Source organism: Winogradskyella sp. UBA3174, assembly GCF_002364335.1.
Lineage (GTDB): Bacteria > Bacteroidota > Bacteroidia > Flavobacteriales > Flavobacteriaceae > Winogradskyella.
Window position 1 is genome coordinate 22,240 of sequence record NZ_DEXW01000057.1, and the last position, 24,487, is coordinate 46,726.

A 24,487-nucleotide genomic window follows, 5' to 3' on the forward strand; every position below is an offset into this window, starting at 1 on the left:
ACATGGCTGTTTATTTTATTTACAAGCCTTGACCAATATTTACCAATGAAAAAATTTATTTCTGCATTTATAGTATTATTTACAATAACCACTTTTGCACAACAACAATATCAAAGCTTACTTTGGGAAATTACAGGAAATGGTTTAGAACAACCATCTTACCTTTATGGTACTATGCATGTTAGCAAAAAAGTAGCTTTTAGATTAGACGATGTGTTTTACAGAGCACTCAATAAAAGTGAAATCATTGCTTTAGAGTCGGACCCAACAACATGGCCAGAATTTAATTATGACATGATGTTAAATGAAATGGCGTATTACAACAACAATCAAAACGACTTTTATACCAATTTATTCAAGTTAACACATCCTGATGAAATGGCAATAAGGGGCTCTGTGAGAATGGATAATAATGCTATTAATGCGTATTTGTATAGAAAGAATAACGCTTCAGATAATTTTGAAGAAGAAACGTATTTAGATATGTTTATTTTTCAAGCAGGAAAGAAAAATAATAAGGATATTGTTGCATTAGAGGATTTAGACGAATCGCGTTATTTAACAACAAAAGCAGCTTATAATTCTGAGAAGAAGGACATAGATCCATGGTTACAAAAACTATTTGCCAAGGAAAACCCATACCTCATCCAAGAAAACTTATATCGCGATAGAAATCTTGATTTATTAGATTCTATAGGTGCTGGCGTTAATACCAAATTCTACCGTGAAAACATGTTGTTTATTCGAAATGAAAACATGGTTATTTCATTAGAAAAATTATTGCCTTCAAAAATTGTTTTTGCTGGTGTTGGTGCGGCTCATTTACCTGGGGAAGAAGGTATGATTAATATGTTACGCCAACGTGGTTATACGGTTAAGGCTTTAACCTCTGAACAAACAGATTATAGCAAAGCAGAAAAAATAAAACTAGATAGTTTGTTTGTTGAGCCTAAGCTGAAACTACACAAAACACCTGATGGGTTTTTAGCACTAAACACGTATGATGAATTACGTGAGTTTTCTTATGGAGGGCAGAAATACTATTTAGATCCAGATATGACCAATGGTGCTTATGTTACTATTAATAGAATCAGTCGTTTCTTATATTTACCTAACGAGAAAGAGACCATTACTTTAAACGATATTGATGATTTACTTTATGAAGATATTCCTGGTGATATTATTACAAAAGAGGCGCTAATAAATCCTTATCCTGGCATTAGTATTGTAAACAGGACTAAGAAAGGGGAGTTTCAGAAGTATCATATTTATGAAACTCCTTTAGAAATTATTATTATAAAATTTGCAGGGCGTAGTGATTTTGTTTTAAACCATGAAGACAAAATTTTTAATTCAATTACAATTAAAAAGCCAACAGATGAACTCAAACAATTTACAGCACCGAATAATAAGTTTGAAGTTAATTTCCCTGAGTATTTTATAACAGATAATATTGAAAACACAGGTAAAAAACTATTGCAAGGTTACAGAAATGAAGCTTATTATTTTGTGCAGGAAAATGCCTTAAATGACATATCTTATATAGAAGAAGATAGTTTTGAAGCCAAATACTTTCACCATGCGCTTTATAAACATTACGAACTAAAAGAAGCAAAAGGAGGTTTTAAACGCGGTGATTATAAGACATATGAATCTGAAGCAATCTTAGACGGTGTCTCAAACAAAAAATTACATCTTAGAACTATTGCCAAAGATGGTAGTTATTACCTTTTGGGCTATGTAGGAACAAATAGTGACGACAAGGATAACTTCTTCAATTCATTTAAAATTAAGACTATTACTTATACGTATTTTGAAAAAGTTAGAGATACATCGCTACATTTTTCGGTGAATACGAGTGCTAAGCAACCTATGCCTAATTTTTATGGCTATAATGATGCTAAAGAAGCAAAAGACTACGAACAAAATGAAAAGAAAACAACCTATGCCACTAAAGCTAACGAACAAATTTTTGTAACACGAAAAAAGTTTCATGATCTTCAGATGTTTCATAACGTTGATAGTTTATGGAAAAATTTAGAGCGCAATGTTAACTATCGCCATCGCTATTCTTTAAGCAATAATTTTAAAATCTCTAATCGTAGAAAATCTAAAGCGGAAGGCATTAATTATTTCAGTTTTAGTTACACAGATTCTGCAAGTTCTAAAAAAGTATTAGTTAGGAATATTCTAAAAAAAGGAGTTTTGTTTGAATTAAAAACTTTAGTCGATTCTATTAGTGGACCTTCAAAATTTGTGACTGAATTTTATGACTCATTTACTCCGATCGATACCCTTTTAGGCAAAGACGTTTTAGAAGATAAAACAGCTCAGTTTTTTGATGCTTTAAAAGCTAACGATAGCATCGTTTTAAAATCTTATAGGTTAATAAAATTTAAGAAAAAACACAGTAAAGCTATAGTCTCGATACTTAAAGATTTTGAATTTCCAAAAGAGCGTTTAGATATAAAATCTTACTTAACAGAAAAACTAATTAACATAGACTTAAAAGAAAACTTAGACTTTGTAAAACAACTTTATTTAGACAGTTATTCTGATCCGCAAACACAAACAGCTATTTTAAAAGGGCTATTAAATTCTAACCAAAAAGAATCTTATAATAGCTTCTTAGATTTAATGGAAAGAGATGTTCCGTTAGGTGTCGTAGGTTCTATGTTTTACAGTTATAGAGGAAGAGACTCATTAGCTTTAAAAGCTAATCTTTTCCCCAAAATATTAGAGTACAGCACTATTGAAGAATATAAAAGCCCTCTATATAATTTACTTTCTAAAGTAAAAGATAGTGGCCTTATTAGAGTTAAAGATTATTCTAAATACAAGAACCAAATTATTAATGACGGTAAAATTGAAGTGAAGCGAAGCCTAAGTAAATCGACGCGACGCTATAATTCGTATTCAAGAAATTTAACGACTTATGTTAATTTAATTTTTCCATACAGAAACGATCGTTCTGCAGAAGATTTTTTTGACAAACTTTTAAATGTTGATGATAATTCTGCACTGGTTAAGTATTATGTAAAACTTTCAAAAGCTAAAGAAACTATAACACCAACATTAAAAGAAAAGATACTCAAAAACGAAAAAAATCAATATTTATTAATTGAAGAATTACACGAAGCTAATCTTCTAAATAAAATAAAGTCGCTTGGTATTACACAACAACAATTTGCTAAATCTAAGTTGTTAGCAACGGCTCGTTTTGAGAAAGAAAAAGACTCCATCTCTTTTTTAATGAAACGCAATTTTACAACAGACAAAGGCAAAAATGCCGTAATGTATTTCTTTAAAATAGATAAAGACGATTATTATGGTAGCTCAGAAGTGTTGCATTATATTTCATTTTTAAATTCAAATAATACCAAGAAATTTATTGTAGATTATCATTACAAATCTGATGCTTCTGGGACAGCAATAGATAAAACAAAAGAACTAGAGGAGCAGTATAATGAAATTATAAATTTAGCTATTTATAAAGACAGAAAACGTGTAAGTGCTAGTGGTTTTGGTGGTGATTATTATGATAATTAACTCGAAGCCGTAATATACTTCTTAGGTGTAGTTCCAAACTTCTTTTTAAGATCTATTTAGCTTAAACTAACAACAATTCAAAACAAAATTTTGTTAAATGTTTTACTGTTTTAACTGTATAATTACGGGAAAACCGTAATCAAAAAAACTTATTAAGATTCTTACAATAATTTTGTTTTTTCTATTTTTTTTTTTAATAAATTTATGATATTCAAATAATTACAAAGATGCCTTGCAAAGACATTTAAGTAGTTTTTGAGTAGGTATTAATGACAAAACCAGCGTTGGTTTATTTTTTTATTCTTCTTTGCTTTAATTTTCTTTGCAGTTTCTTTGCAGTTTCTTTGCAGTTTCTTTGCAGTTTCTTTGCAGTTTCTTTGCATAATTAATTATTAATCTAACCTAAAAAAATAGGTTTTAACAATTTAAAATTATGTTTAAGTCTGGTTTTTATACTAGCCTGTGGTATTACTTTTATGAATGCTAATGCCATAGAAAAAGAAGCTGTTTTAGTAAATAACGAAACAGTTCAATCTTATGAAGATTTTAGCTGTCTTACGGATTGCAATTGGGGAGCAAGACAATGGGCTTTAGCGACAGCACTAGAACAAGAAGATAGGAGTCCTGGAGGTGAACTAATGCAACAATATAATTTCTTCTTTAACCTCTGTATGGAAGGTTGCTAATTAAGTACCGTATTAATTATATCTAGAGGTTAATAGCCTCTAGATTCTTTTTATAAAAATTTATGAAATATCTTAGAACAATAATAATTGTTACCATCTTTTTTGGAATAGGTACTATAAGTGCACAATCTGATCTTTCTGGTATTGTAACTTACGAGTCAGCTATTAACCAAAATAAAGTGGATAACTACTTAAAAAATGAAAGAGACTCCTTAGTCCGGAAATACAAAAATGATAAGAAAGGAGAATTTCTTATTCAAGGGCTTGATGCAATGTATTTAAATACAAAACCCATAATGTCAAAAATTGTATTTAATAATGGTGAAGGCCTATATAAAGTAGAGCAAGATTTAAATATAGACAATAGTGATATAGGGCGAGGGACAGCTAGGATAAGTGCAGGTGGCTCTAATGAATATTACTACAATATTAAAGAAGATAAATATTTAATAAAAGAGTTCGCCTTAGGTGAAAGTTTTATCTTTCCAAACCCAAATTTAGAGTGGGCACTTACACAAGAGTCAAAACAAATTAATGGCTATGAGGTGTTTAAAGCTACACGAAGTGAGGGTAAGGTTATTGCATGGTACACGCCTCAAATACCCCTAAATTTTGGGCCAAAAGGAGAATACGGTGTTCCATGGTTAATTTTAGAATTAGAACTAGGCAAAACCATCTTTAAGGCCACTAAAATAGAACTTAATCCAAAAAGAGAGATTAAAGTAAAAGTGCCAACAAAAGGAAAGGTTGTTACTTTAGAAGAATACAAAAAAATTATGGAAAAAGCAAACCGTAAGGTCTTTGGCAACAATTAGTTAATCAACTCTCCATGCTTTTTATTTTTATCATTACTATTTCTGTTTTTCATTCTAACCGACTGCCATCAGTTAGGTTTCCTCTTTAGTGAAAAAAACCGTAGCTAAGGCACTTTGAGATTCAGTCTAAATCAAAAGCTAAAATGATTTCAATGAAAATAAATTATATCATTTTATTGCTATTATTTTCAACAAATGTATTAGCCCAAAATATAACATTATCAGGTACGGTTAAAGATAGCCTTAACAACCCTGTATCGTATGCCAATATCATTGCCAAAACTAAAGACATCTCAAAAAATCTAAAATTTTCTATAACAGATGATGAAGGGTTTTACAAATTACAACTCACTAAAGGAGATACGGTAAATGTTAGAATTTCATATTTAGGGTACAAAACTGTTGATTTTCAATTTATAGCCTTAAAATCACTTAAAAAAGATTTTATTTTAGAACAGTCTTCAGAGCAGTTAGAAGAAGTTGTTATAGAAATGCCCGTGACAGTAAAGGGTGACACCACAACTTATAAGACTGATAAATTTATCAATGGCTCTGAGCGCAAATTAAGAAACGTACTCAAAAAACTACCTGGTATAGAAGTAACCAAAGATGGTAGTGTATATGTTTTAGGGAGAAAAATCACCAAAATGCTCGTAGATGGAAAAAAGTTTTTTGGAGGCAACTCTAAATTAGCAGTCAACAACATCCCAGCAAATGCCATTGGAGATATAGAAGTCATTGATAACTATAATGAAGTGGCCTTTTTAAAAGGGTTATCGGATTCTGACGAAATGGCAATGAACATTAAACTAAAAAAAGACAAAAATAGATTTACTTTTGGTGATGTAGAAATTGGCAAGGGTAACAAAGATTTTTACAAAACAAGTGCAAATCTCTTTTATTACGCACCTAAAATTAATATAAACTTTATTGGGAATATTAATAACATTGGTGAACAAACCATGTCCTTTAAAGACTATTTAAGTTTTTCTGGTGGTGTAAATGCTGTTTTTAAAGGTAATTTTGATTTTCGTGGTGGCGATTTTTCTCAGTTTATGGATAATAGAGATGTGTTAACTAGTACGCAAAAATTTGGTGCATTAAACATTACCAAAACTGCTTCGTCAAAATTAGACATTTCAGGATATATTATCCTTTCAGATAGCGATACGAGTAATTTTGTTGAAGATCTCAACGAATATAGGACCTTTATAGAAGAAAGAACTAATAGAACAAATGCGCAAAATTTGTTAGGAATAGCAAATCTTAATTTAGAGTACACACCAAATACTAAAGAAAAGTGGTATGCACGGACACAAATAAAAAGAAGTAATAATGCTAATAACAATACCTTAGCTAGTAGTGTTTCAAATATTACAAATGCCATAACTACAGATAGACGTTTAGTAGCAACTTACGCTAACCAAAATATAGAGTGGCACAAAAGAAAATCTGACAATCACACATTTTCTGCAGTAATTAATTATGTTTTTGATACTAATGATAGAAATACCTCTTGGGCAACTGAAAACCAAATTTTAGAAGGCTTAATACCAACTGATAATAGTCAGGATTTAACTCGCATATTTCAAGAAAGAAATACACAACGGCAAAATTTTGATGGTGTATTTAAACATTATTGGGAAATTAACAACAGTAATCATATTTATACCACAGTTGGTAATAAACTTTTAATAGAAGATTTTTTTACTGAAGACCTGCAACTTTTAGATAACGGCAGTGAAAATAATTTTGCTTCAGATGGATTTAACAACGACCTAGATTTTAGATTAAATGATGCTTTTGTAGGATTACATTATAAATTTAGAGCAGGTATTTTCACCTTAAAACAAGGTGCGTTTTTACACAATTACAATTGGAAAGTAGATCAACAAACGCAAGTACATAATAACAAGTGGGTTATTTTGCCGGACTTTTTAGCTAAAATTGAGTTTAATAAATCTAAAAAAATTGAGTTTAATTACAATTTAAAAACGACGTTCTCTGAAGCTAGTCGTTTTGCAAACCAATTTTATCTACAATCTTATAATTCTGTTTTTAGAGGCAATGAAAATTTAGAAAACAACTTATTTCATTCGCTAAATGCAAGATATAGCAGATTTAGCTTATTATAGAGGTTTATTATTATTCGCAAATTTTAGCTATAACAAGCAAATTAGAGGTGTAAGAAATACAGTTGCTTTTGATACTTCTAACCCAAATCCCTCTCAGCAAATTAATCAATTTTTAACGGCTAAACTGTTTAATAACGCCGCCGAAGATTTTACAGCTAATATTCATTTAGAAAAAGACATAAAAAAAATAAAATACAAGTTCGAAGTAGGGTATAATTCGTCCAATTTTATTCAAGAAATAGACAATACTATTCAAACAAATAAAAATAGAAGTTATAATTACGAGGTAGGATTAGAAACACTATTTGATAATTTGCCAACAATAGATCTAGGACTTAACCAAGATATTGGACGCTTTATTTCTGATAATACGACTTCAAAATTTTTAACTACAGTGCCATTTGTAACACTAGATTATAGCTTTTTAGATAGTTTTATTTTTAATTATCGAAAAAACATATACGAAAATAAAGATTTAGAACAAAAAAACATTTATGAAATAGCTAATACCACCTTATCCTATAAAAAAGAAAATAGTGTTTGGTCCTTTAAAATTACTTGTCAAAACTTATTTAATGCGCAATTCAAACAAAGTAATCGTTTTACGGATTATTTAATATCTGATACTAGAACTTTTATTTTACCTAGAATTATAATGTTTAGCATTGGTTATAATTTATAATGATTTATTCTTTTAACGCTATAAAATTCAAAAATGTTAAGGTTGTTAAGCCATACTTTTTAAAACACGCTTTTCTCATTAACTGCATTAACTAGCACCCATAATGTACTTTTTAGGCGTCGTCCCAAACTTCTTTTTAAAAGCTGCAATAAAATGACTAGAGGTGCTGTAACCAACCTTTAGCCCAACCTCATTAACATTGTGTTCACCAGATTCTAAAAGTTTGCGAGCCACTTCCATTTTATAATCAAACAAAAAACTATAAACCGTATCACCATAAATTTGCTTAAAGCCTTCTTTTAGTTTTTTAAGACTTAAGCCTATGGCATCCGCTAATTCTTGTAAACTTGGTGGTTCAGCCATATTAGCAATAATAATATCTTTAGCTTTTTTAAGTTTTGCCACATTAACCTCGTCTACTAAAAACGGACATTGTTCAATATCTGCATCTTCACTTCTATTAAAAAACAAGCTCAATAGTTCATAAGCTTTACCTTTAAAATAAAGTGACTTGATTGAATTATTTAAACTAAAATTTATAACCTGATTAAGAACTACTGCCATTGAAGGAGAAATCTTCCCATCTTTATAGTACTTTTTACCTCTATTATCATCTGTTAAAAAAGTTATATAATTGGCATCATCAGAAAATAACCCATGAAATTTTTTAATTGAAATCACCAAAGACACCAACCAAGACTGTGGTTGCATTTCTAAATGAATTGGTAAATCGCGTTGCGGATTATAAAGTAATAAAGAGGTGTCTTCAATAATATTTAAAGTATAAGTGCCTTCATTAAAAACAAAAGCTGCTGAACCTTTACTACAAAAATGAAACTGAATATAACTGCTATCAATATCTCGTTCAAGAATTTGAATTGTATCATTTTCATTTTTATGAGCTAAAACAAAAAAGCCATCTTCTATATAAGTTTCATCAAAAGTACCTTTAGCGACACTTTTTTGAGTCTTGTTTTCATTTTGCATATTGTTCTTATTTAGATTCGTTCTAAACAAAAGGTCAAAAAACCCTTGATTTCACTACAAAAGTATGATAATAATCATGTTTTTAGAAAAAATAATCTTAAAAAACCACAAACGATACTTTAAGTTCTTCTAGCGTTACTTTTTTGTGAATATCAGAATTATTTTTGCACTGCAACAATCTACGTCAGGTAAACGAGCACATGCAACAACAAAAAAGCACATACTTTTATGCGATTGGTCTCAGCTATAAAAAAGCAGACGCTGAAGTGCGTGGTCATTTTAGTTTAAGCGATTCAGCAAAACAAGTTATTTTAGCTGATGCTAAACAAAATGGCATTGAAAGTGTTTTGTTAGTTTCTACTTGTAACAGAACAGAAATTTACGGTTTTGCAGAACACCCTTACCAACTCATTCATTTATTATGTGAAAACACCAAAGGAACGGTTGAAGAATTTCAAGACGTTGCTTATATTCACAAAAACAAAGAAGCGATTAATCACATGTTCAGAGTTGGTTCGGGCTTGGATAGTCAAATCCTTGGTGATTTTGAAATTATTAGTCAAATTAAATTTGGCGCAAGAGCTTCAAAAAAAGAAGGACTACTCAATTCATTTACTGAGCGTTTAGTAAATGCTGTTATACAGGCAAGTAAGCGTATTAAAACCGAAACCGAATTATCTTCTGGTGCAACATCTGTATCTTTTGCCTCAGTTCAGTATATTATGAATACTATTCAGGATATTTCTAATAAAAATATTTTACTCTTCGGAACAGGGAAAATTGGACGTAACACTTGTGAAAATTTAGTAAAACACACTAAAAATCCGCACATTACTTTAATAAATAGAACAAAAACTAAGGCCGAGGAAGTTGCTGGTAAGTTTAACCTCGTTGTTAAAGATTTAGATAATCTAAAAGAAGAAATTAATGCGTCTGACATTGTAATCGTAGCTACTGGCGCTCAAAACCCAACAGTTTACAAATCTCTTATCTCGACACAAAAACCTCTTTTAGTACTAGATTTATCCATTCCTAAAAACGTTAATGAAGATATTAGAGCACACTCTAATATTACTTTAGTACATTTAGATGATTTGGCAAAAATCACAGATGATACTTTAGAAAAGCGCAAAGCATTTATTCCAGATGCTGAAGCGATTATATCCGATGTTATGTCGGAATTTAATGCGTGGTTAGACACACTTAAATTTGTACCTACCATACAAGCTATTAAACACAAATTGACAGATTTTAAAATCTCTGAGTTTAATACACAACGTAAAAAAATGTCAGATTTTAACGAAGATCAGGCTGAATTGATTACAAATAATTTAATTCAAAAAATCACCAATCAATTTGCACATCACCTTAGAGAAGATAGCAACACTTCTGATGAAAGCATTGAGCTTATCAAAAAAATATTTCAGTTAGAAACTACAGACAATGTCTAAAATAATTCGCATTGGCACACGCGACAGCCAGCTCGCTATGTGGCAAGCACAAACCGTAAAATCTCAACTTGAGCATTTAGGTCATAAAGCCGCTTTAATTCCCATAAAATCTACCGGAGATTTAGTTCTTGACAAGCCGTTATACGAATTAGGAATCACTGGTATTTTTACAAAAACATTAGATGTTGCAATGCTCAATGGAAACATTGATATTGCGGTACATTCTCTTAAAGATGTCCCTACAGTTTTACCAAAAGGTATTGTACAGGCTGCAGTTTTAAAACGTGGTAATATTAATGATACGCTCGTTTTTAAAACAAACGAAGAGTTTCTGTCTACAAGAGATGCTGTCGTTGCCACAGGTAGCTTAAGGCGTCGTGCACAATGGCTAAATCGTTACCCAACACATACTATAGTTGGTTTGCGAGGCAACGTCAATTCTAGACTAGAAAAACTAGAAAACAACGACGATTGGAATGCTGCTATTTTCGCTGGAGCTGGTTTAGGTCGCTTAGACCTTACACCAGAAAATTCAATTAATCTGCATTGGATGATTCCTGCGCCTGCACAAGGAGCAATTATGATTACGGCTTTAGAATCTGATGAAGAAACCAGAGCCATTTGTGAAGAACTCAATCATGAAGAAACACAAATTTGCACATCTATTGAGCGTGAATTTCTTAATCGTCTAGAAGGTGGTTGTACAGCTCCAATAGGTGCTATTTGTTATATTAATAAAGAAGAAGAAGTTAATTTTAAAGGCATTCTTTTAAGCACAGATGGTACTAAGAAGATTGAGGTATCTAAAGTTGTACCTCTAGGAAATCATTATAACATAGCAGAATTCTGTGCCGATTATATCATTGGTAAAGGCGGTAAAATATTAATCGATGAATTAGGTCGTGGAGATAAAGTGACTAATATTTATTCTACTAAAAAGTTGACTAACGACCAGTTGGTGTTGTTTCATGACGCTGTAGTTGCAGAAAGTAATGATGCCGTAAAGATTAATCCAAATCGCTTGACTAAAAGTATAGTTCGTAATGAAATTGAAAATGTAATTATTACAAGTCAAAATGCAGTTGAAGCCTTACTAACTAACTTCTCAGCAGTAGAATTACAATTTAAAAATATTTATTGTGTTGGTAGACGTACCAAACGTTTGGTTGAAAAGCGCATAGGAAAAGTAAAACATTACGAGTCTTCCGCTAAAAACTTAGCCGAACACATGGTAGAATTTATGGATGGTACAGAAACAACTTACTTTTGTAGTAATCTGCGATTAGATACCATTCCATTACTATTATCTGAAAATAACATTGAAGTAAACGAAGTTGAAGCCTACGAAACTAAGTTTGATACAGATAAAATTGAAGGTAATTTAGATGGTGTTATGTTTTACAGCCCATCAACTGTTCAAAGTTTCTTAAAGCAGAATAAAGCGAATGGTATTGCATTTTGTATTGGCGAAACCACTGCGACTGAGGCTAAGAAGTATTTTGAAGATGTAAGAGTTGCAAAAGTACCATTGGTTGAGAGTGTTGTTGACTTGGTTAATGAATTTTATAAATAGCCATTAACTATTAGCCTTTAACTCTTAGCATCACTGCTGCGCTAAAAGCTAAATACAAACTGCTAAAAGCTAAAACATGAGGAATTATAAGAATTTAAAAATTTGGGAACAAGGTATTGAACTCGTAAAGCAAATATATGTTTTAGTTGAGCAGTTACCTCAAACTGAAAAATTTGGATTAAAGTCTCAGGTTACAAGAGCCGCTGTTTCAATCCCTTCGAATATTGCAGAAGGTTGCAGTAGAAATAGTGAAGTAGAATTCAAACGCTTTTTAGAAATCGCAATGGGCTCTTTATTTGAAGTTCATACACCGCTAATTATTATACAAGAATTAAATTTTATCAAATCAGAAGATTTAAAATGAATTTTTGATCTTTTAGAAACTGAAGGTAAAATGATAAACGGATTAATAAACACAATTAAAAATAGCTAAAAGCAAAAAGCTAAAGGCTAACAGCTAATTATGATAAAGAACGATTTATTCCTTAAGGCATTAAAAGGTGAAACTGTAGAGCGTCCTCCAGTATGGATGATGCGTCAAGCAGGTAGATATTTACCTGAATTTATGGAAATCAAAGCCAAGTACGATTTCTTTACACGTTGCCAAACACCAGAATTAGCCAGTGAAATTACAGTACAGCCTATTCGACGTTACGGAATGGATGCGGCTATTTTGTTCTGTGATATTTTAGTGATACCACAGGCCATGAATATTGAGGTACAGATGAAACCCAATTTTGGTCCTTATTTGCCAAATCCTGTGCGTACATCAAAAGATGTGGATAATGTTATTGTACCAGATGTAAAAGAAGCGTTAAGCTATGTTTACGACGCTATAAAAATGACTAAAGAGAAACTAAACGATGAAATTCCGTTAATAGGTTTTGCTGGTTCTCCTTGGACGATTCTGTGCTATTGTGTACAAGGTCAGGGTTCTAAAAACTTTGATAAAGCTAAAGAATTTTGTTTTACAAACCCTATTGCAGCGCATCAATTATTACAAAAAATTACAGATACAACAATTGCTTATTTAAAAGAAAAAGTGAAAGCAGGAGTTAATGCTGTTCAGGTTTTCGATTCTTGGGGAGGTATGTTATCGCCTGTCGATTATCAAGAATTTTCTTGGCAGTATATTCAACAAATTATCGATGCTTTAAAAGATGAAACACCTGTTATCGCTTTCGGAAAAGGTTGTTGGTTCGCTTTGGGCGACATGGCAAAATCTGGTGCTTCTGCTTTAGGTATAGATTGGACTTGCTCTGCACGAAACGCACGTTATTTAACAGGCGGAAATATTACATTACAAGGTAATTTTGACCCTACGCGTTTATTTTCACCACCTTCTGAAATTAAAAGGATGGTACACCAAATGATTAATGATTTTGGTAAAGACAAATACATCGTCAACTTAGGCCATGGTATACTTCCAAATATTCCATTAGATAATGCTAAGGCTTTTATTGATGCAGTAAAAGAATACAAAGCATAACTGTTTTGTTGATCATAATTGTAACTTAAAACACGTTTAAGCGTCTTTTAGGTTATAACCAGCTAAAATCAATAGCATGATAAACAACATATTAAAAGGCATACAAGCATACTCTGGCGCATTAGGTTTAATATCTAAACTTAAGTTATGGAAATACTTTGCTGTTCCTATAATAATAAGTGTTGTAACAGCTTTAATTATAGGTTTATCTGCTTATGGTTTGTCTGATAATATTGGACGTTTCATAGCTAATATATGGCCTTGGGATTTCGGAAAGGATACCTTTACTTTTATTTCAACTTTTATTGGAGGTATTGTCGTTTTAGCCATTGGATTAATATTATATAAGCATATCATAATGGCATTATCAGCGCCATTTATGAGTCCTGTTTCAGAAAAGATTGAAACGTATTTAACAGGTGTAGAATCACACAGCCATAGAAATACATCTTTTAAAGAACAACTATGGAGAGGTATTAGAATAAACTTTAGAAATTTAGCTAAGGAATTATTGATTACCATTCCTATTCTATTATTAAAGTTCATTCCTGTTATTAATATTTTTTCTACAGTTTTACTGTTTTTAGTTCAGGCCTATTATGCAGGTTCTGGTAATATGGATTATACTTTAGAACGTCATTTTAAATATAGAGAAAGTATTAATTTTGTTGGTAGACATAAAGGAATAGCTATAGGTAATGGCACTGTTTTCATGCTCTTTTTATTAATCCCTGTCATAGGAGTTATTCTTGTTTTACCAATGAGTGTAACTGCGTCTTCTCTAAATACAATAAAGCTTTTAGAATTAGAAAAGCAGGGTAATCAAAATAAAGTAATGGTGTAATGGTAGCTCAATTTGATGCATATGAAATCAATCCTATTCATGAAGGAGATGCATGGAAACTGTGCAACTTCATGGTCGCTAATGCAGACCGCTTAAAACACTACTTCCCAGGTACGCTCGCTCAGAATCTAAATCCGACCTTATCGCAATTATTTGTTGAAGAAAAGCTAAAACAGTTTGAAAATAAAGCGGAGTTTTTATTCACTTTAAAACATTCCGAAACCAGAGCACTTGCAGGTGTTATTTATATAAAAGAGCTAGACTGGGCTATAAAGCAAGGTGAGTTTGCCTATTGTATTGGCTATACCTTTGAAGGGCAAAAGCTCACTACAAAAGCAATAGATAAATTGTCTAAATATGCTTTTAATACTCTTGGTTTAAAAGCACTTCAAATCATAGCACATAAAGACAATTTACCAAGCATTAAGGTGGCAATTAATAATAACTTTAAATGGCAACGCACCTTAGAAAATGAATTTACTCCAACCGGTGAAAAGCCATTAGATATGGAGTTATATGAATTATATAAAAACTAAACCTTGAAAAATAAATTCTTCAAATACATACACGAGTTACAAGATATTATTACGTCTAAACTAGAAGCGATTGATGGTGAGGCAAAATTTAAAGAAGATAATTGGAAACGCCCTGAAGGTGGTGGTGGACGTACACGAGTCATAGAAAACGGTGCTGTTTTTGAAAAAGGTGGAGTTAATATATCTGGTGTACATGGAAAATTACCAGACAGTATGCAAAAATACTTCGGTGTTGAAGATGCTGATTTCTTTGCATGTGGATTAAGTTTAGTGCTACATCCAAAAAATCCGATGGTGCCAACAGTGCATGCTAATTGGCGCTATTTTGAAATGTATGATAAGGATGGAAACATCATAGATCAATGGTTTGGTGGAGGACAAGATTTAACGCCATATTATTTATTTGACGAAGATGCCAAACATTTTCACCAAACTTGTAAAACGGCGTGTGATAAGCATAACCCGGAATTTTATGGGACATATAAGGCACGTTGCGACGAATACTTTCACAATACACACAGAAATGAAGGGCGTGGCTTAGGCGGTTTATTCTTTGATTATTGCAAGAAAACAGATGAGATGAGTATGCAAAAATGGTATGGCTTTGTTACTGAAGTTGGTGATAGTTTTTTGGAAGCTTATGTTCCAATAGTTGAAAAACGAAAAGATTTAACTTATACTCAAGAACAAAGTAATTGGCAGGAAATTCGACGTGGACGTTATGTGGAATTCAACCTCGTACATGATAAAGGTACATTATTCGGGCTGAAGACCAATGGACGCATAGAGAGTATTCTCATGAGTTTGCCACCACATGTGCAATGGGTTTACGACCATCATCCTGAAGTAGGAAGTGAGGAAGAACGCCTAATTAAAGTATTACAAAACCCAATAGATTGGGTATAATATAGAACAGAACTGAGACCTATCAGGTTTTAAACACCTAGCAGTCTAAAAAAAATATAACTATGTTTCCAATACGAAGAAATAGAAGACTTAGAACAAACGAAGCTATAAGAAGTTTAGTTAGAGAAACCATCATATCTCCAAACGACTTTTTAGTACCCCTTTTTATTGTTGAAGGTAAAGGCATTAAAGAAGAAATCGCATCCATGCCTAATTACTACAGGTTTAGTTTAGATTTATTAAAAGCTGAAGTAAAAACACTCTGGAGCTTAGGTTTAAAATCTGTTTTACTCTTTGTAAAAGTAGATGATATCTTAAAGGACAATAAAGGCACAGAAGCTTTAAATCCTAATGGTTTAATGCAACGTGCTATTAAAACGGTTAAAGACATTTGTCCAGACATGTTAGTAATGACAGATGTGGCTTTAGATCCATTTTCAGCTTATGGTCACGACGGTATTGTTGAAGGAGGAAAAATAATAAATGATGCGACAGTAGAAGTTTTAGCACAAATGAGTATTTCTCATGCAGAAGCTGGAGCCAACTTTGTAGCACCTAGTGATATGATGGATGGTCGCATTTTAGGGATTAGAGAAGCCTTAGACCAATCTAATTTTATTGATACTGGGATAATGAGTTATTCTGCTAAATATGCTTCTGCTTTTTATGGCCCTTTTAGAGACGCTTTAGATTCTGCTCCTGTTGATATGGTTGATGTGCCAAAAGACAAAAAGACCTATCAAATGGATTTTGCAAATAGAGCCGAAGCTATTAGAGAAACTGAAATGGATATTAACGAAGGTGCAGATATTGTAATGGTAAAGCCTGGTTTGTGCTATTTAGATATTGTAAGAGATATTAGGAACACGTTTGACGTTCCAATTGCAGTATATCAAGTTTCTGGAGAATATGCCATGCTAAAAGCTGCAGCTGAAAAAGGCTGGTTAGACCATGATGCCGTAATGATGGAACAAGTTACAGCTATTAAGCGCGCTGGTGCTGATATAATTGCGAGCTACTTTGCCAAAGATGTTGTGAAATTGATTTCTTAGACAATCTTTACTGCTCTGCTTTCTGTATTTTATAATTTTTTTCAATGTAGCCTATTTTTCCATCTTTAGAAATAGCTTCTACTATGACCGAGACCTCTCCAATATGGTCATCATTATAGAATTCTAAAACATAATCTCCTTTAGCATTCAACTCAATATTTGGTGACCAATGGATAACGCTTCTGTTATCTGGTAAAGTCCAATCTTGGTTAGTTAATGTATCATAGGAGGGTGCATAGAATGCAATAGATTCTGTAAAACCATTTATTTCATCTGTGCGGACTCCTTTGGCTTTAGTAATACCAAACAACCCATTACCAGATTTTGTATAAATGTTGAGATAACTTACTGTGGATATTCCAAAGTTTACATTACTAGTTCCAAATATTTGAAATGCATAACGATAAACATCCTTTGCCTTAATTATAATATCCATACTTTCTACCTCCTCAACAGGGATATCTTGAATGAATTTGTAATTTTCATAATAGACAGGTATATTATCAACCAAGACTAAAGTAATATCTGACTTTACTATTTTGGCATAATAATATGGAGGAATTCTAGGTACTTGGATAATTCTTACTAAATCAGGATATTTTACTTTCAAAACACTGTAGATGCCAAAATTCCAGTCTGGTGCTTTTTCTACGAGTTCTTTACCATCAATAACTATTTGTGGTTCTCCATGTAATTCAATAGATTTCTCTCTTGCAGGTGTTAATTCATAATTTCTAAGTTCTACTTCGTCTAATGCAATGGTGTTATATAATACTTCATAATCTTGTTGCCGCTTGTTGACTAGTGCTGTCTTTTCTATGAATGTGGATACTATTTGTTCTGGTAAGACCAGATTTTCTTCTTCATTTCGCTTTACCTCTGGCACCCACTTTTTATCCATGTTAATGCCAAAGTTTATTGGTGTTCCATTTTTGTCAACGACTTGCATAAATACGTCTGCTTTTGGCTTGTAAAGATCTCCTATCTCAAAACGGTATTTGCCACTAGAATCTATTTCTTGATTATAGATGTCCGCTGGCTCATCATAAATAATCATATTAAGATCTAAAGGTTTCTTTGGCCGCTTTAATGGATTAAAATACTCACCTATCGTACCAGATACTGTTAGATTTTTCTCAGGTTGATAGCGATATATGGTACTTGCTTTGGTCTTTTGGTATTTGTAAGCTCTCCAGCCTTGGGTGAGCATTAAGGCTTCGAGGTCTAATGCGCTATCTAAATTAGCTGCATCAAAATAAGAGCTTGGGTGTTCTATAAAGCCTTTCAATTCTGAATTAAGTAATAAATGTGCTAATATGTTTGGCTTAAATTGTTTGGACATTTCTTGCTTTTCTTTCTCTAAAACCAATACTGAAATGCTAGTAAAGTTTGAAAGTTGAAGGCTATCTAGCTTAATCGCTAAACTTGTCTTTTCGCGTTGTGTGTAAAATTCTTGGTTTGTTGTGAGCTTAACATCTAATCTTTTATCTAATCTGTTGTTAAATAATAGACGTTCACTAATAATCTGGTTTTGTTGATTAAACACGCTTAGTTTAACAATACCATCAGGAAGCGAAGCTTTTGGTATCGAAGCTACAGCTTGTTTCTCAGTTAACTTAAGGTTAAAATCGTGATACAGCACTCCTCTAGATGCTGTTGTTATACGAATATTACTTGTGTTATTTGCGCTACTCGTTATCTCTAATCTTATCTCGTCTTTTATAGTTACTAAACTGAGTACATTGCCACTAACCTTAGCCTTGGGCAAACTATAGGTGTAAGCGACATCTGATTTGTATATCTCTGCATAGTAATTCTTGCCTGCTTTTGGTACTATCTTAAAGGTACACATGCCTAGTTCATTACTGCTAAACGTGGTAATAATCGTGCCTTCATTGTTTTTTATGTTACCAGATATTTTGTACCCTAAGCCTTTGTAGTCCATAGACTTTAAACCAACGGTGCTTAATAGTCCATTAACCAAGTGACCTCCTTCTGGGAAAAACTGAACGTCTAAAAAATCTTCGTCTATAACAACGGTCTTGCTGTAAACATCTTCAAAATCTATATTAAATAGTTTTTTTGAGGGTTCGATCTTAAACTCTAGTTTTGCTTGTTTGGCATTATCCGGTAATTTATAGTTGAGCTTATAGATGTTGTTTTCGTTCTTTCTAAGCTCTATCGAATCTATTTCAAAACCTGTTTTTATATATAATTTAAGCTTGCCTCTGTATCTTGGGTCAACTACTCGTGGATCTATATCTGCGGTGAGAACTTTATCTTCTGAGCTGGTAACCGCAACATTTATTATTGGATTCTTTGGTAAAACTTCTGTTTTAAGATTAAAAACATCTATGGTATGATTGAATATAAAATCTTCTGCAAAATTTCTATTCCAATGTGTGTAAGCTCTGATAACATATTTGCCTGTTTTAAAACTTTCTTGAAGATCAAAAGAACCGTTTGTTATCCCTTGATTGAGTTTTAAGATTTTCTTTTCTATAACAGTCGCGTTAAAATCTATAAGCTCTACATGAATAATACCGCTCATATCTGATAAACTGTTGTCAAAAGATTTTGAAACTACGGCTTTAAACCAAACGGTTTCGCCTGTCTGATATATGGTATTATCTATCTGTAAATAGATTTTCTCGGCTAAACTGCTGTTGGTTAATGAAGGTTTGGTGATATTATTTACAATCTGAGCATTTATAGCTAGTGTGAAAAAAATAAGTAAAAACAAAACCGTTAAGGAATTAGTGTTTAGTTGCATAGCTTAAGATTTTTAACAAATATAATTTACAGAAATTTATTTATAAAAATGTTAATATTCCTACAAAAGAACATCGGAGGACAAACAAAATAAATTTGCTTTAGTGGAGGTTACTATAAATTTTAGAGCGTTATAAAAGACGGTTAATTATCAGAAAAAATATTACCACTAAAATTCACAAACTCTTTTTGAGTCATTAAATCTCCTTCAAGAGGTTCTACAATAACATCTGCTTCTTTATTATTAAAATCAATTTTAACAATTTTCCATGTATATATTACATCTTCGATTTCCATAATTAAACCTGGCAAGCCATTAAAACCTTTTGGACCATGTTTTACAGTAATTTTTGGTGTGAACCATGCTCTTAGTTTCTTGTTTTTAAGTTTATCTTTTGTCGCCAAATAACATGTATAACCATCTATTTCTTTTGTTTCATCAGTAATTGTCCATTCTACGGGTTTACTTATTATTCTTACCGTCGGACCCATTATAGCGTTTTGGGTAATCGCAAAATCTCTACTCAAATCTGTATAATAGATTGAATTTCCGCCAGCCATAAACCAAGTTAAATTTATACCACTAGATTCTATGGTAAGATTATCGTTAGAGTTATTCCATTCGGGAATGTCATTTTTAGGTTCGACATTATAAATAGATATACTGTCATTAAATACCAAATAGCCTTCCACAGGCAGAGACTCATGCATCATCTCTAAAACTTCATTTTTAGCATCAGTGTTTTCTGGGTTAGCATAAGGCTGATCTAAACTGTCTTTTTTGGTAGATATCTTATAGGTTACTTTACCTTTAATTTGAGCAGATAAAACAGAAGTTCCGATTAAAACGAGAATTAAAAGTAAATTTTTCATTATCAAATTTAAAAAAATTAATTCAAAGATTATTTAAAGTTTTCTAGACAAAGTACTTAAGTTATTTAAGTATTCATTTTGTAACTTTGTGTTAACTAAACTTCAATAAATTAATGGGCTTACTCATTTTTTACGCTGTCATATCTATTTTCTTTTCATTTTTATGTTCTATTTTAGAAGCTGTACTTCTTAGTTTAACTCCTACGTTTATTAATCTCAAAAAGAAAGAAGGTAAAACTTACGCTATTGAATTAGAAGAATTAAAGAAGGATGTAGATCGTCCTTTAATTGCTATTCTTACGCTAAATACTATTGCACACACGGTTGGTGCTATTTTAGTAGGTGTACAAGCTAAAGTGGCATACACAGAACTTTATGGTACTACTAAACGTAGTATTTTGGGTTTAGAATTCACAGAAGATATTATGGTAGGTGTGGTTTCTACACTTATGACTATTCTAATTTTAGTTGCTTCTGAAATTATCCCAAAAACTATTGGCGCAACCTATTGGAGACAACTTGCCAACTTTACCTCTAAAGCATTAAAAGTTTTAATTTTTCCCTTAAAGTGGACAGGCATTTTGTGGCTACTACAACTCACAACAAAATTAATTGGTGGTAAAGGTCATGGCAGTATTTTAAGTAGAGAAGGTTTTGTAGCGATGACGGAAATGGCACACGAAGAGGGTGTTTTTGAAGCTAATGAAAGTAAGATTATAAAAAATCTATTAACCTTCAAAGAAGTGTTTTCTAAGGATATTATGACACCAAGAACCGTAATGAAAGCCGTAGATGAAAATACAACAGTCGAAGATTTTTTTAAAAAGAATTTGAACCTTCGTTTTTCTAGAATCCCTATTTATTCTAACGATGCAGACGATATTAAAGGCTTGGTATTAAAAGACGAGGTCTTTAAAGAAATGGCCTTAGATAATGGTTCTAAAAAACTATCAGAACTAAAACGTAATATTATCGTTGTAGAGCGAAATTTACCTATTCCTAAATTATTTGAACAGCTGGTCGAAAGTCGAAATCACATGGCTTTGGTCGTTGACGAATATGGTTCCGTAAGTGGTTTGGTAACCATGGAAGATGTTATTGAAACTTTATTAGGTCTTGAAATTATGGACGAAAGTGATAATGTCTCTGACTTACAACATCTGGCAAGAAAAAGCTGGGAAGTAAGAGCGAAAAAGCTTGGGATTTTTAGTGATAAACCCTCAGAAGAAAACGAATAGTCGTATTGGAAACATGTATCATTAATTCCCCTTTAGGTTGCACTAAAATTAGTGGAGATAAAGATGGTATTGCTTCAGTTTTAATAGTAAATACAGAAGAAGAGTTATCTGAAATAATTCCTGAAGAACTTCTAGAATGTGTAACACAACTGAAAGGTTATTTTAAAAACGAGCGTAAAACTTTTGACTTAAAACTTAATCCTGAAGGTACTATTTTTCAGAAAAAAGTTTGGCATCAACTCAAAACTATTCCTTTTGGTAAAACTATTTCTTATCTAGAATTATCTAAACAGCTTGGAGATGTTAAAGCAATTAGAGCTGCAGCAAGTGCTAATGGTAAAAATCCTCTTTGGATTATTATACCTTGTCATCGCGTAATTGGCAGTGACGGGAGTTTGACTGGTTATGCTGGTAGTTTACATAGAAAACAGTGGTTACTTAACCATGAAAGTGAATACAAACAACAAACGTTATTTTAATGTATAAAATCACAACTAAATTTTTAAAACAATTTTTAAAAACCTCAACAATTTATAAATATGGTTTTAATTGGTCGCCAATGTATAAACGCACTACTGCAAAACTTATTGAAGTCAGTGATGATTTATATTATGTAAAAATTAGATTAAAACTAAATTGGAAAAACCGTAACTACTCAGGTTCAATTTTTGGAGGTAGTATGTTGGCCGCAACAGATCCTATTTACATGATTCAACTCATTCAAATACTCGGAGATAACTATGTGGTTTGGGATAAAGCTGTTGAAGCGCGTTATAAAAGACCCGCAAAGTCAACTATTTACGGTGAATTTATATTTTCTTCTGAAGAAATCACGAATATAAAAAAATCTGTCTCAGAAAACAATGAAACAGATATTGTGAAAACACTAAATTTGGTCGATGAAAAACAAAACATAATTGCTACTTTTAATAAAACCGTTTATATCGCTGATAAGTACTTTTATAAAGAGAAGCTAAAGGCACGAAAAACAAATAATTAATATCTATTTAAATGAAATTTTTAAAAAAGGCACTCAAATTTATCGTTGTTATATTGGCACTCACAGTCGCTATTTTATATGTTACAGATACAGACTATCTTATTAAAGCTGTAAGAACTATATATTTAAAAGGCCACACCACAGCCTATTTAGAAGATTATAAAGAGTTTGATAATCAAACTATTAATGCGAGCGACAATCCTCAGTCTTGGCCAAATCACGCCAATTATAATAGTGTTGAGGAAACTAAAACACTTAGTGAATTACATAAGTCATCTGGAACTGTTGCCTACGTTATTATAAAAAACGACAGCATTTGGTTTGAGAATTATTATGACGGTTTTAATGAAGATTCAAAATCTAATAGTTTTTCGATGGCAAAAAGTTATATCTCTGGTTTGATGCAAAAAGCGATTCAAGATGGTTTTATAAAAAGTTTAGAGCAACCCGTTTGTGACTTTCTTCCTGAGTTTTGTGATGGTAAAGCGGCTAAAATGAAGGTTGGTGATTTATCGAGTATGAGTTCTGGTACCAATTGGGACGAAGCTTATTATTCTCCTTTATCTATAACAACTCGTGCTTATTTTGATGACGATTTAGCTAAAGTAATGAATGGCTTAAAAATGGAAACAGACCCAGGTCAAAGCTTTAAATACGCAAGTGGAGATACACAAATGTTAGCTATGGTGATTGAAAAAGCTAGTGGTAAAAAAATCTATGATTACTTTGAAGAAAGCTTCTGGAAACCACTTGGTGCTGAAAACGAAACCCTTTGGCAGGTAGATAGTGAGGGTCACGATTTAGTAAAAGCATACTGCTGTATTGCCAGTAACGCCAAAGATTTTGCACGTTATGGTAGGTTATTTAAAGACCATGGAAAATGGAATGGCAAACAAATTTTAGATTCTACTTTTATAGCAAAATCAGTGAAACCTCGTTTTAGCGATGGAGAAATGTATGGTTATGGTTGGTGGTTAGCCAAATTTAATGAAAAAGAGATTTTTTATATGCGAGGCCATTTAGGACAATTGGTTATTGTAATTCCTGAAGATAATTTAATTGTGATAAGACTTGGGCATGGTATTACAAAAGGAATTGACGATGCACATTCACCTGATTTTTATACCTTTATTGACGAAGCGTATGAAATGTTAGAAAAATGATCAATAAACTCAACCTAGAAAACATACTATTTTTAGATATTGAAACTGTTCCTGAAACAGAAAACTTCTCTGATTTAGATACAACCAAACAAGACCTTTGGGATGCAAAATCGCGTTACCAAAGAAAAGAGGAATTCTCGGCTGAAGAGTTTTACGACAGAGCAGGTATTTGGGCCGAATTTGGAAAAATTATATGCATTTCTGTAGGCTATTTTAAAATGGAAGGTGACCTTAGAACCTTTAGAGTCACCTCTTTTTATGGTGAAGAAGATAAAATTCTTAAAGACTTTAAAAGTCTACTTATTTCACATTTTAGCTCAAACAAGCATTTACTTTGTGCACATAATGGTAAAGAATTCGACTTTCCATATATAGCAAGACGTATGATTATTCATAATATAGAATTACCATACAAACTGAATCTCTTTGGTAAAAAACCTTGGGAAGTCCCACATTTAGATACTTTAGAACTCTGGAAATTTGGAGATTATAAAACGTATACATCTCTAAAGCTTCTAACCAATGTACTAGGCATTCCATCGCCAAAAGATGATATAGATGGGAGTGAAGTTTATCGTGTTTATTATAAAGAAAAGGAAATAGATCGCATCATTGTCTATTGCGAAAAAGATACCATTGCAGTTGCCCAAATATTTCTTCGTCTTAGAGGAGATGAATTACTTCACGACAACGAAATAAAACATATATAAGAAAAACCCAGAAGCTTTGCTTCTGG

The 24,487-nt window shown here is 32.1% G+C and carries 21 protein-coding genes; 18 read left to right on the forward strand and 3 right to left on the reverse strand.

Annotated features, from left to right (window positions below; translation table 11 throughout):
• The first annotated feature begins 45 nt into the window (after positions 1-45).
• The 5 genes from B2U95_RS10300 (at position 46) to B2U95_RS10320 (ending at position 7,867) form a co-directional block, all read left to right on the forward strand.
• Positions 46-3,549, forward strand: coding sequence for a TraB/GumN family protein (locus B2U95_RS10300; protein WP_296315949.1), 3,504 nt, complete (start codon positions 46-48; stop codon positions 3,547-3,549).
• Positions 3,550-4,025: 476 nt separating this feature from the next.
• Positions 4,026-4,235: a hypothetical protein gene (locus B2U95_RS10305; RefSeq protein WP_296315950.1), complete on the forward strand. Its 210-nt coding sequence runs from the start codon at positions 4,026-4,028 to the stop codon at positions 4,233-4,235.
• A gap of 62 nt (positions 4,236-4,297) precedes the next feature.
• Complete coding sequence (locus B2U95_RS10310; RefSeq protein ID WP_296315952.1) at positions 4,298-5,050, forward strand: GLPGLI family protein; 753 nt, start codon at positions 4,298-4,300, stop codon at positions 5,048-5,050.
• Positions 5,051-5,202: 152 nt separating this feature from the next.
• Positions 5,203-7,185 (forward strand): carboxypeptidase-like regulatory domain-containing protein, encoded by a 1,983-nt coding sequence (locus B2U95_RS10315; RefSeq protein ID WP_296315954.1) that lies wholly within the window; start codon positions 5,203-5,205, stop codon positions 7,183-7,185.
• The gene (locus B2U95_RS10320; protein ID WP_296315956.1) at positions 7,154-7,867 is read left to right on the forward strand and encodes a hypothetical protein; all 714 of its coding nucleotides are present in this window, start codon (positions 7,154-7,156) and stop codon (positions 7,865-7,867) included. The genes B2U95_RS10315 and B2U95_RS10320 overlap by 32 nt, the downstream gene beginning before the upstream one ends.
• A gap of 87 nt (positions 7,868-7,954) precedes the next feature.
• Here the strand turns inward: B2U95_RS10320 and B2U95_RS10325 are convergent, their stop codons facing one another.
• Positions 7,955-8,854, reverse strand: a complete 900-nt coding sequence (locus tag B2U95_RS10325; protein ID WP_296315958.1) for an AraC family transcriptional regulator — start codon at positions 8,852-8,854, stop codon at positions 7,955-7,957.
• Positions 8,855-9,054: 200 nt separating this feature from the next.
• On the opposite strand from B2U95_RS10325, the gene hemA reads away from it, so the two are divergent.
• From hemA to hemB, 8 genes are all read left to right on the forward strand, one after another.
• Positions 9,055-10,305: a glutamyl-tRNA reductase gene (gene hemA / locus B2U95_RS10330; protein WP_296315960.1), complete on the forward strand. Its 1,251-nt coding sequence runs from the start codon at positions 9,055-9,057 to the stop codon at positions 10,303-10,305.
• Entirely contained in the window at positions 10,298-11,878 is a 1,581-nt protein-coding gene (gene hemC, locus B2U95_RS10335) for a hydroxymethylbilane synthase (protein WP_296315962.1), read from the forward strand. The genes hemA and hemC overlap by 8 nt, the downstream gene beginning before the upstream one ends.
• Before the next feature lie 76 nt (positions 11,879-11,954).
• Positions 11,955-12,242, forward strand: coding sequence for a four helix bundle protein (locus B2U95_RS10340; protein WP_339613986.1), 288 nt, complete (start codon positions 11,955-11,957; stop codon positions 12,240-12,242).
• A gap of 99 nt (positions 12,243-12,341) precedes the next feature.
• On the forward strand, positions 12,342-13,367 hold the full coding sequence (gene hemE, locus B2U95_RS10345; RefSeq protein WP_296315965.1) for a uroporphyrinogen decarboxylase: 1,026 nt from the start codon (positions 12,342-12,344) through the stop codon (positions 13,365-13,367).
• A 76-nt stretch (positions 13,368-13,443) separates the two neighbouring features.
• Positions 13,444-14,211, forward strand: a complete 768-nt coding sequence (locus B2U95_RS10350; protein ID WP_296315966.1) for an EI24 domain-containing protein — start codon at positions 13,444-13,446, stop codon at positions 14,209-14,211.
• The gene (locus tag B2U95_RS10355) at positions 14,211-14,747 is read left to right on the forward strand and encodes a GNAT family N-acetyltransferase (RefSeq protein WP_296315969.1); all 537 of its coding nucleotides are present in this window, start codon (positions 14,211-14,213) and stop codon (positions 14,745-14,747) included. Before B2U95_RS10350 ends, B2U95_RS10355 begins: the two co-directional genes overlap by 1 nt.
• 3 nt (positions 14,748-14,750) lie before the next feature.
• Entirely contained in the window at positions 14,751-15,653 is a 903-nt protein-coding gene (hemF, locus tag B2U95_RS10360) for an oxygen-dependent coproporphyrinogen oxidase (RefSeq protein ID WP_296315971.1), read from the forward strand.
• Between the two features lie 62 nt (positions 15,654-15,715).
• Positions 15,716-16,705 (forward strand): porphobilinogen synthase, encoded by a 990-nt coding sequence (gene hemB, locus B2U95_RS10365; protein WP_296315973.1) that lies wholly within the window; start codon positions 15,716-15,718, stop codon positions 16,703-16,705.
• A 7-nt stretch (positions 16,706-16,712) separates the two neighbouring features.
• Here hemB and B2U95_RS10370 read toward each other — a convergent pair whose 3' ends face one another.
• Both B2U95_RS10370 and B2U95_RS10375 read right to left on the reverse strand, forming a co-directional pair.
• Positions 16,713-19,478, reverse strand: coding sequence for an MG2 domain-containing protein (locus B2U95_RS10370; protein WP_296315975.1), 2,766 nt, complete (start codon positions 19,476-19,478; stop codon positions 16,713-16,715).
• A gap of 143 nt (positions 19,479-19,621) precedes the next feature.
• A complete protein-coding gene (locus B2U95_RS10375) occupies positions 19,622-20,350 on the reverse strand; it encodes a GLPGLI family protein (RefSeq protein ID WP_296315976.1) in 729 nt (242 codons plus the stop codon).
• 113 nt (positions 20,351-20,463) lie between these two features.
• Between B2U95_RS10375 and B2U95_RS10380 the strand changes: the two genes are divergently transcribed.
• The 5 genes from B2U95_RS10380 to B2U95_RS10400 are packed head-to-tail and all read left to right on the forward strand — an operon-like array spanning position 20,464 to position 24,461.
• Complete coding sequence (locus B2U95_RS10380) at positions 20,464-21,588, forward strand: CNNM domain-containing protein (protein WP_296315978.1); 1,125 nt, start codon at positions 20,464-20,466, stop codon at positions 21,586-21,588.
• A 5-nt stretch (positions 21,589-21,593) separates the two neighbouring features.
• Positions 21,594-22,067 carry a methylated-DNA--[protein]-cysteine S-methyltransferase gene (locus tag B2U95_RS10385; RefSeq protein WP_296315982.1) on the forward strand — a complete coding sequence of 158 codons (474 nt, stop codon included), beginning with the start codon at positions 21,594-21,596 and terminating at the stop codon, positions 22,065-22,067.
• Positions 22,067-22,588: a DUF4442 domain-containing protein gene (locus tag B2U95_RS10390; RefSeq protein ID WP_296315984.1), complete on the forward strand. Its 522-nt coding sequence runs from the start codon at positions 22,067-22,069 to the stop codon at positions 22,586-22,588. The genes B2U95_RS10385 and B2U95_RS10390 overlap by 1 nt, the downstream gene beginning before the upstream one ends.
• 11 nt (positions 22,589-22,599) lie before the next feature.
• Positions 22,600-23,751 carry a serine hydrolase domain-containing protein gene (locus B2U95_RS10395; RefSeq protein WP_296315986.1) on the forward strand — a complete coding sequence of 384 codons (1,152 nt, stop codon included), beginning with the start codon at positions 22,600-22,602 and terminating at the stop codon, positions 23,749-23,751.
• Positions 23,748-24,461 carry a 3'-5' exonuclease gene (locus B2U95_RS10400; RefSeq protein WP_296315990.1) on the forward strand — a complete coding sequence of 238 codons (714 nt, stop codon included), beginning with the start codon at positions 23,748-23,750 and terminating at the stop codon, positions 24,459-24,461. The genes B2U95_RS10395 and B2U95_RS10400 overlap by 4 nt, the downstream gene beginning before the upstream one ends.
• Positions 24,462-24,487: the final 26 nt, after the last annotated feature.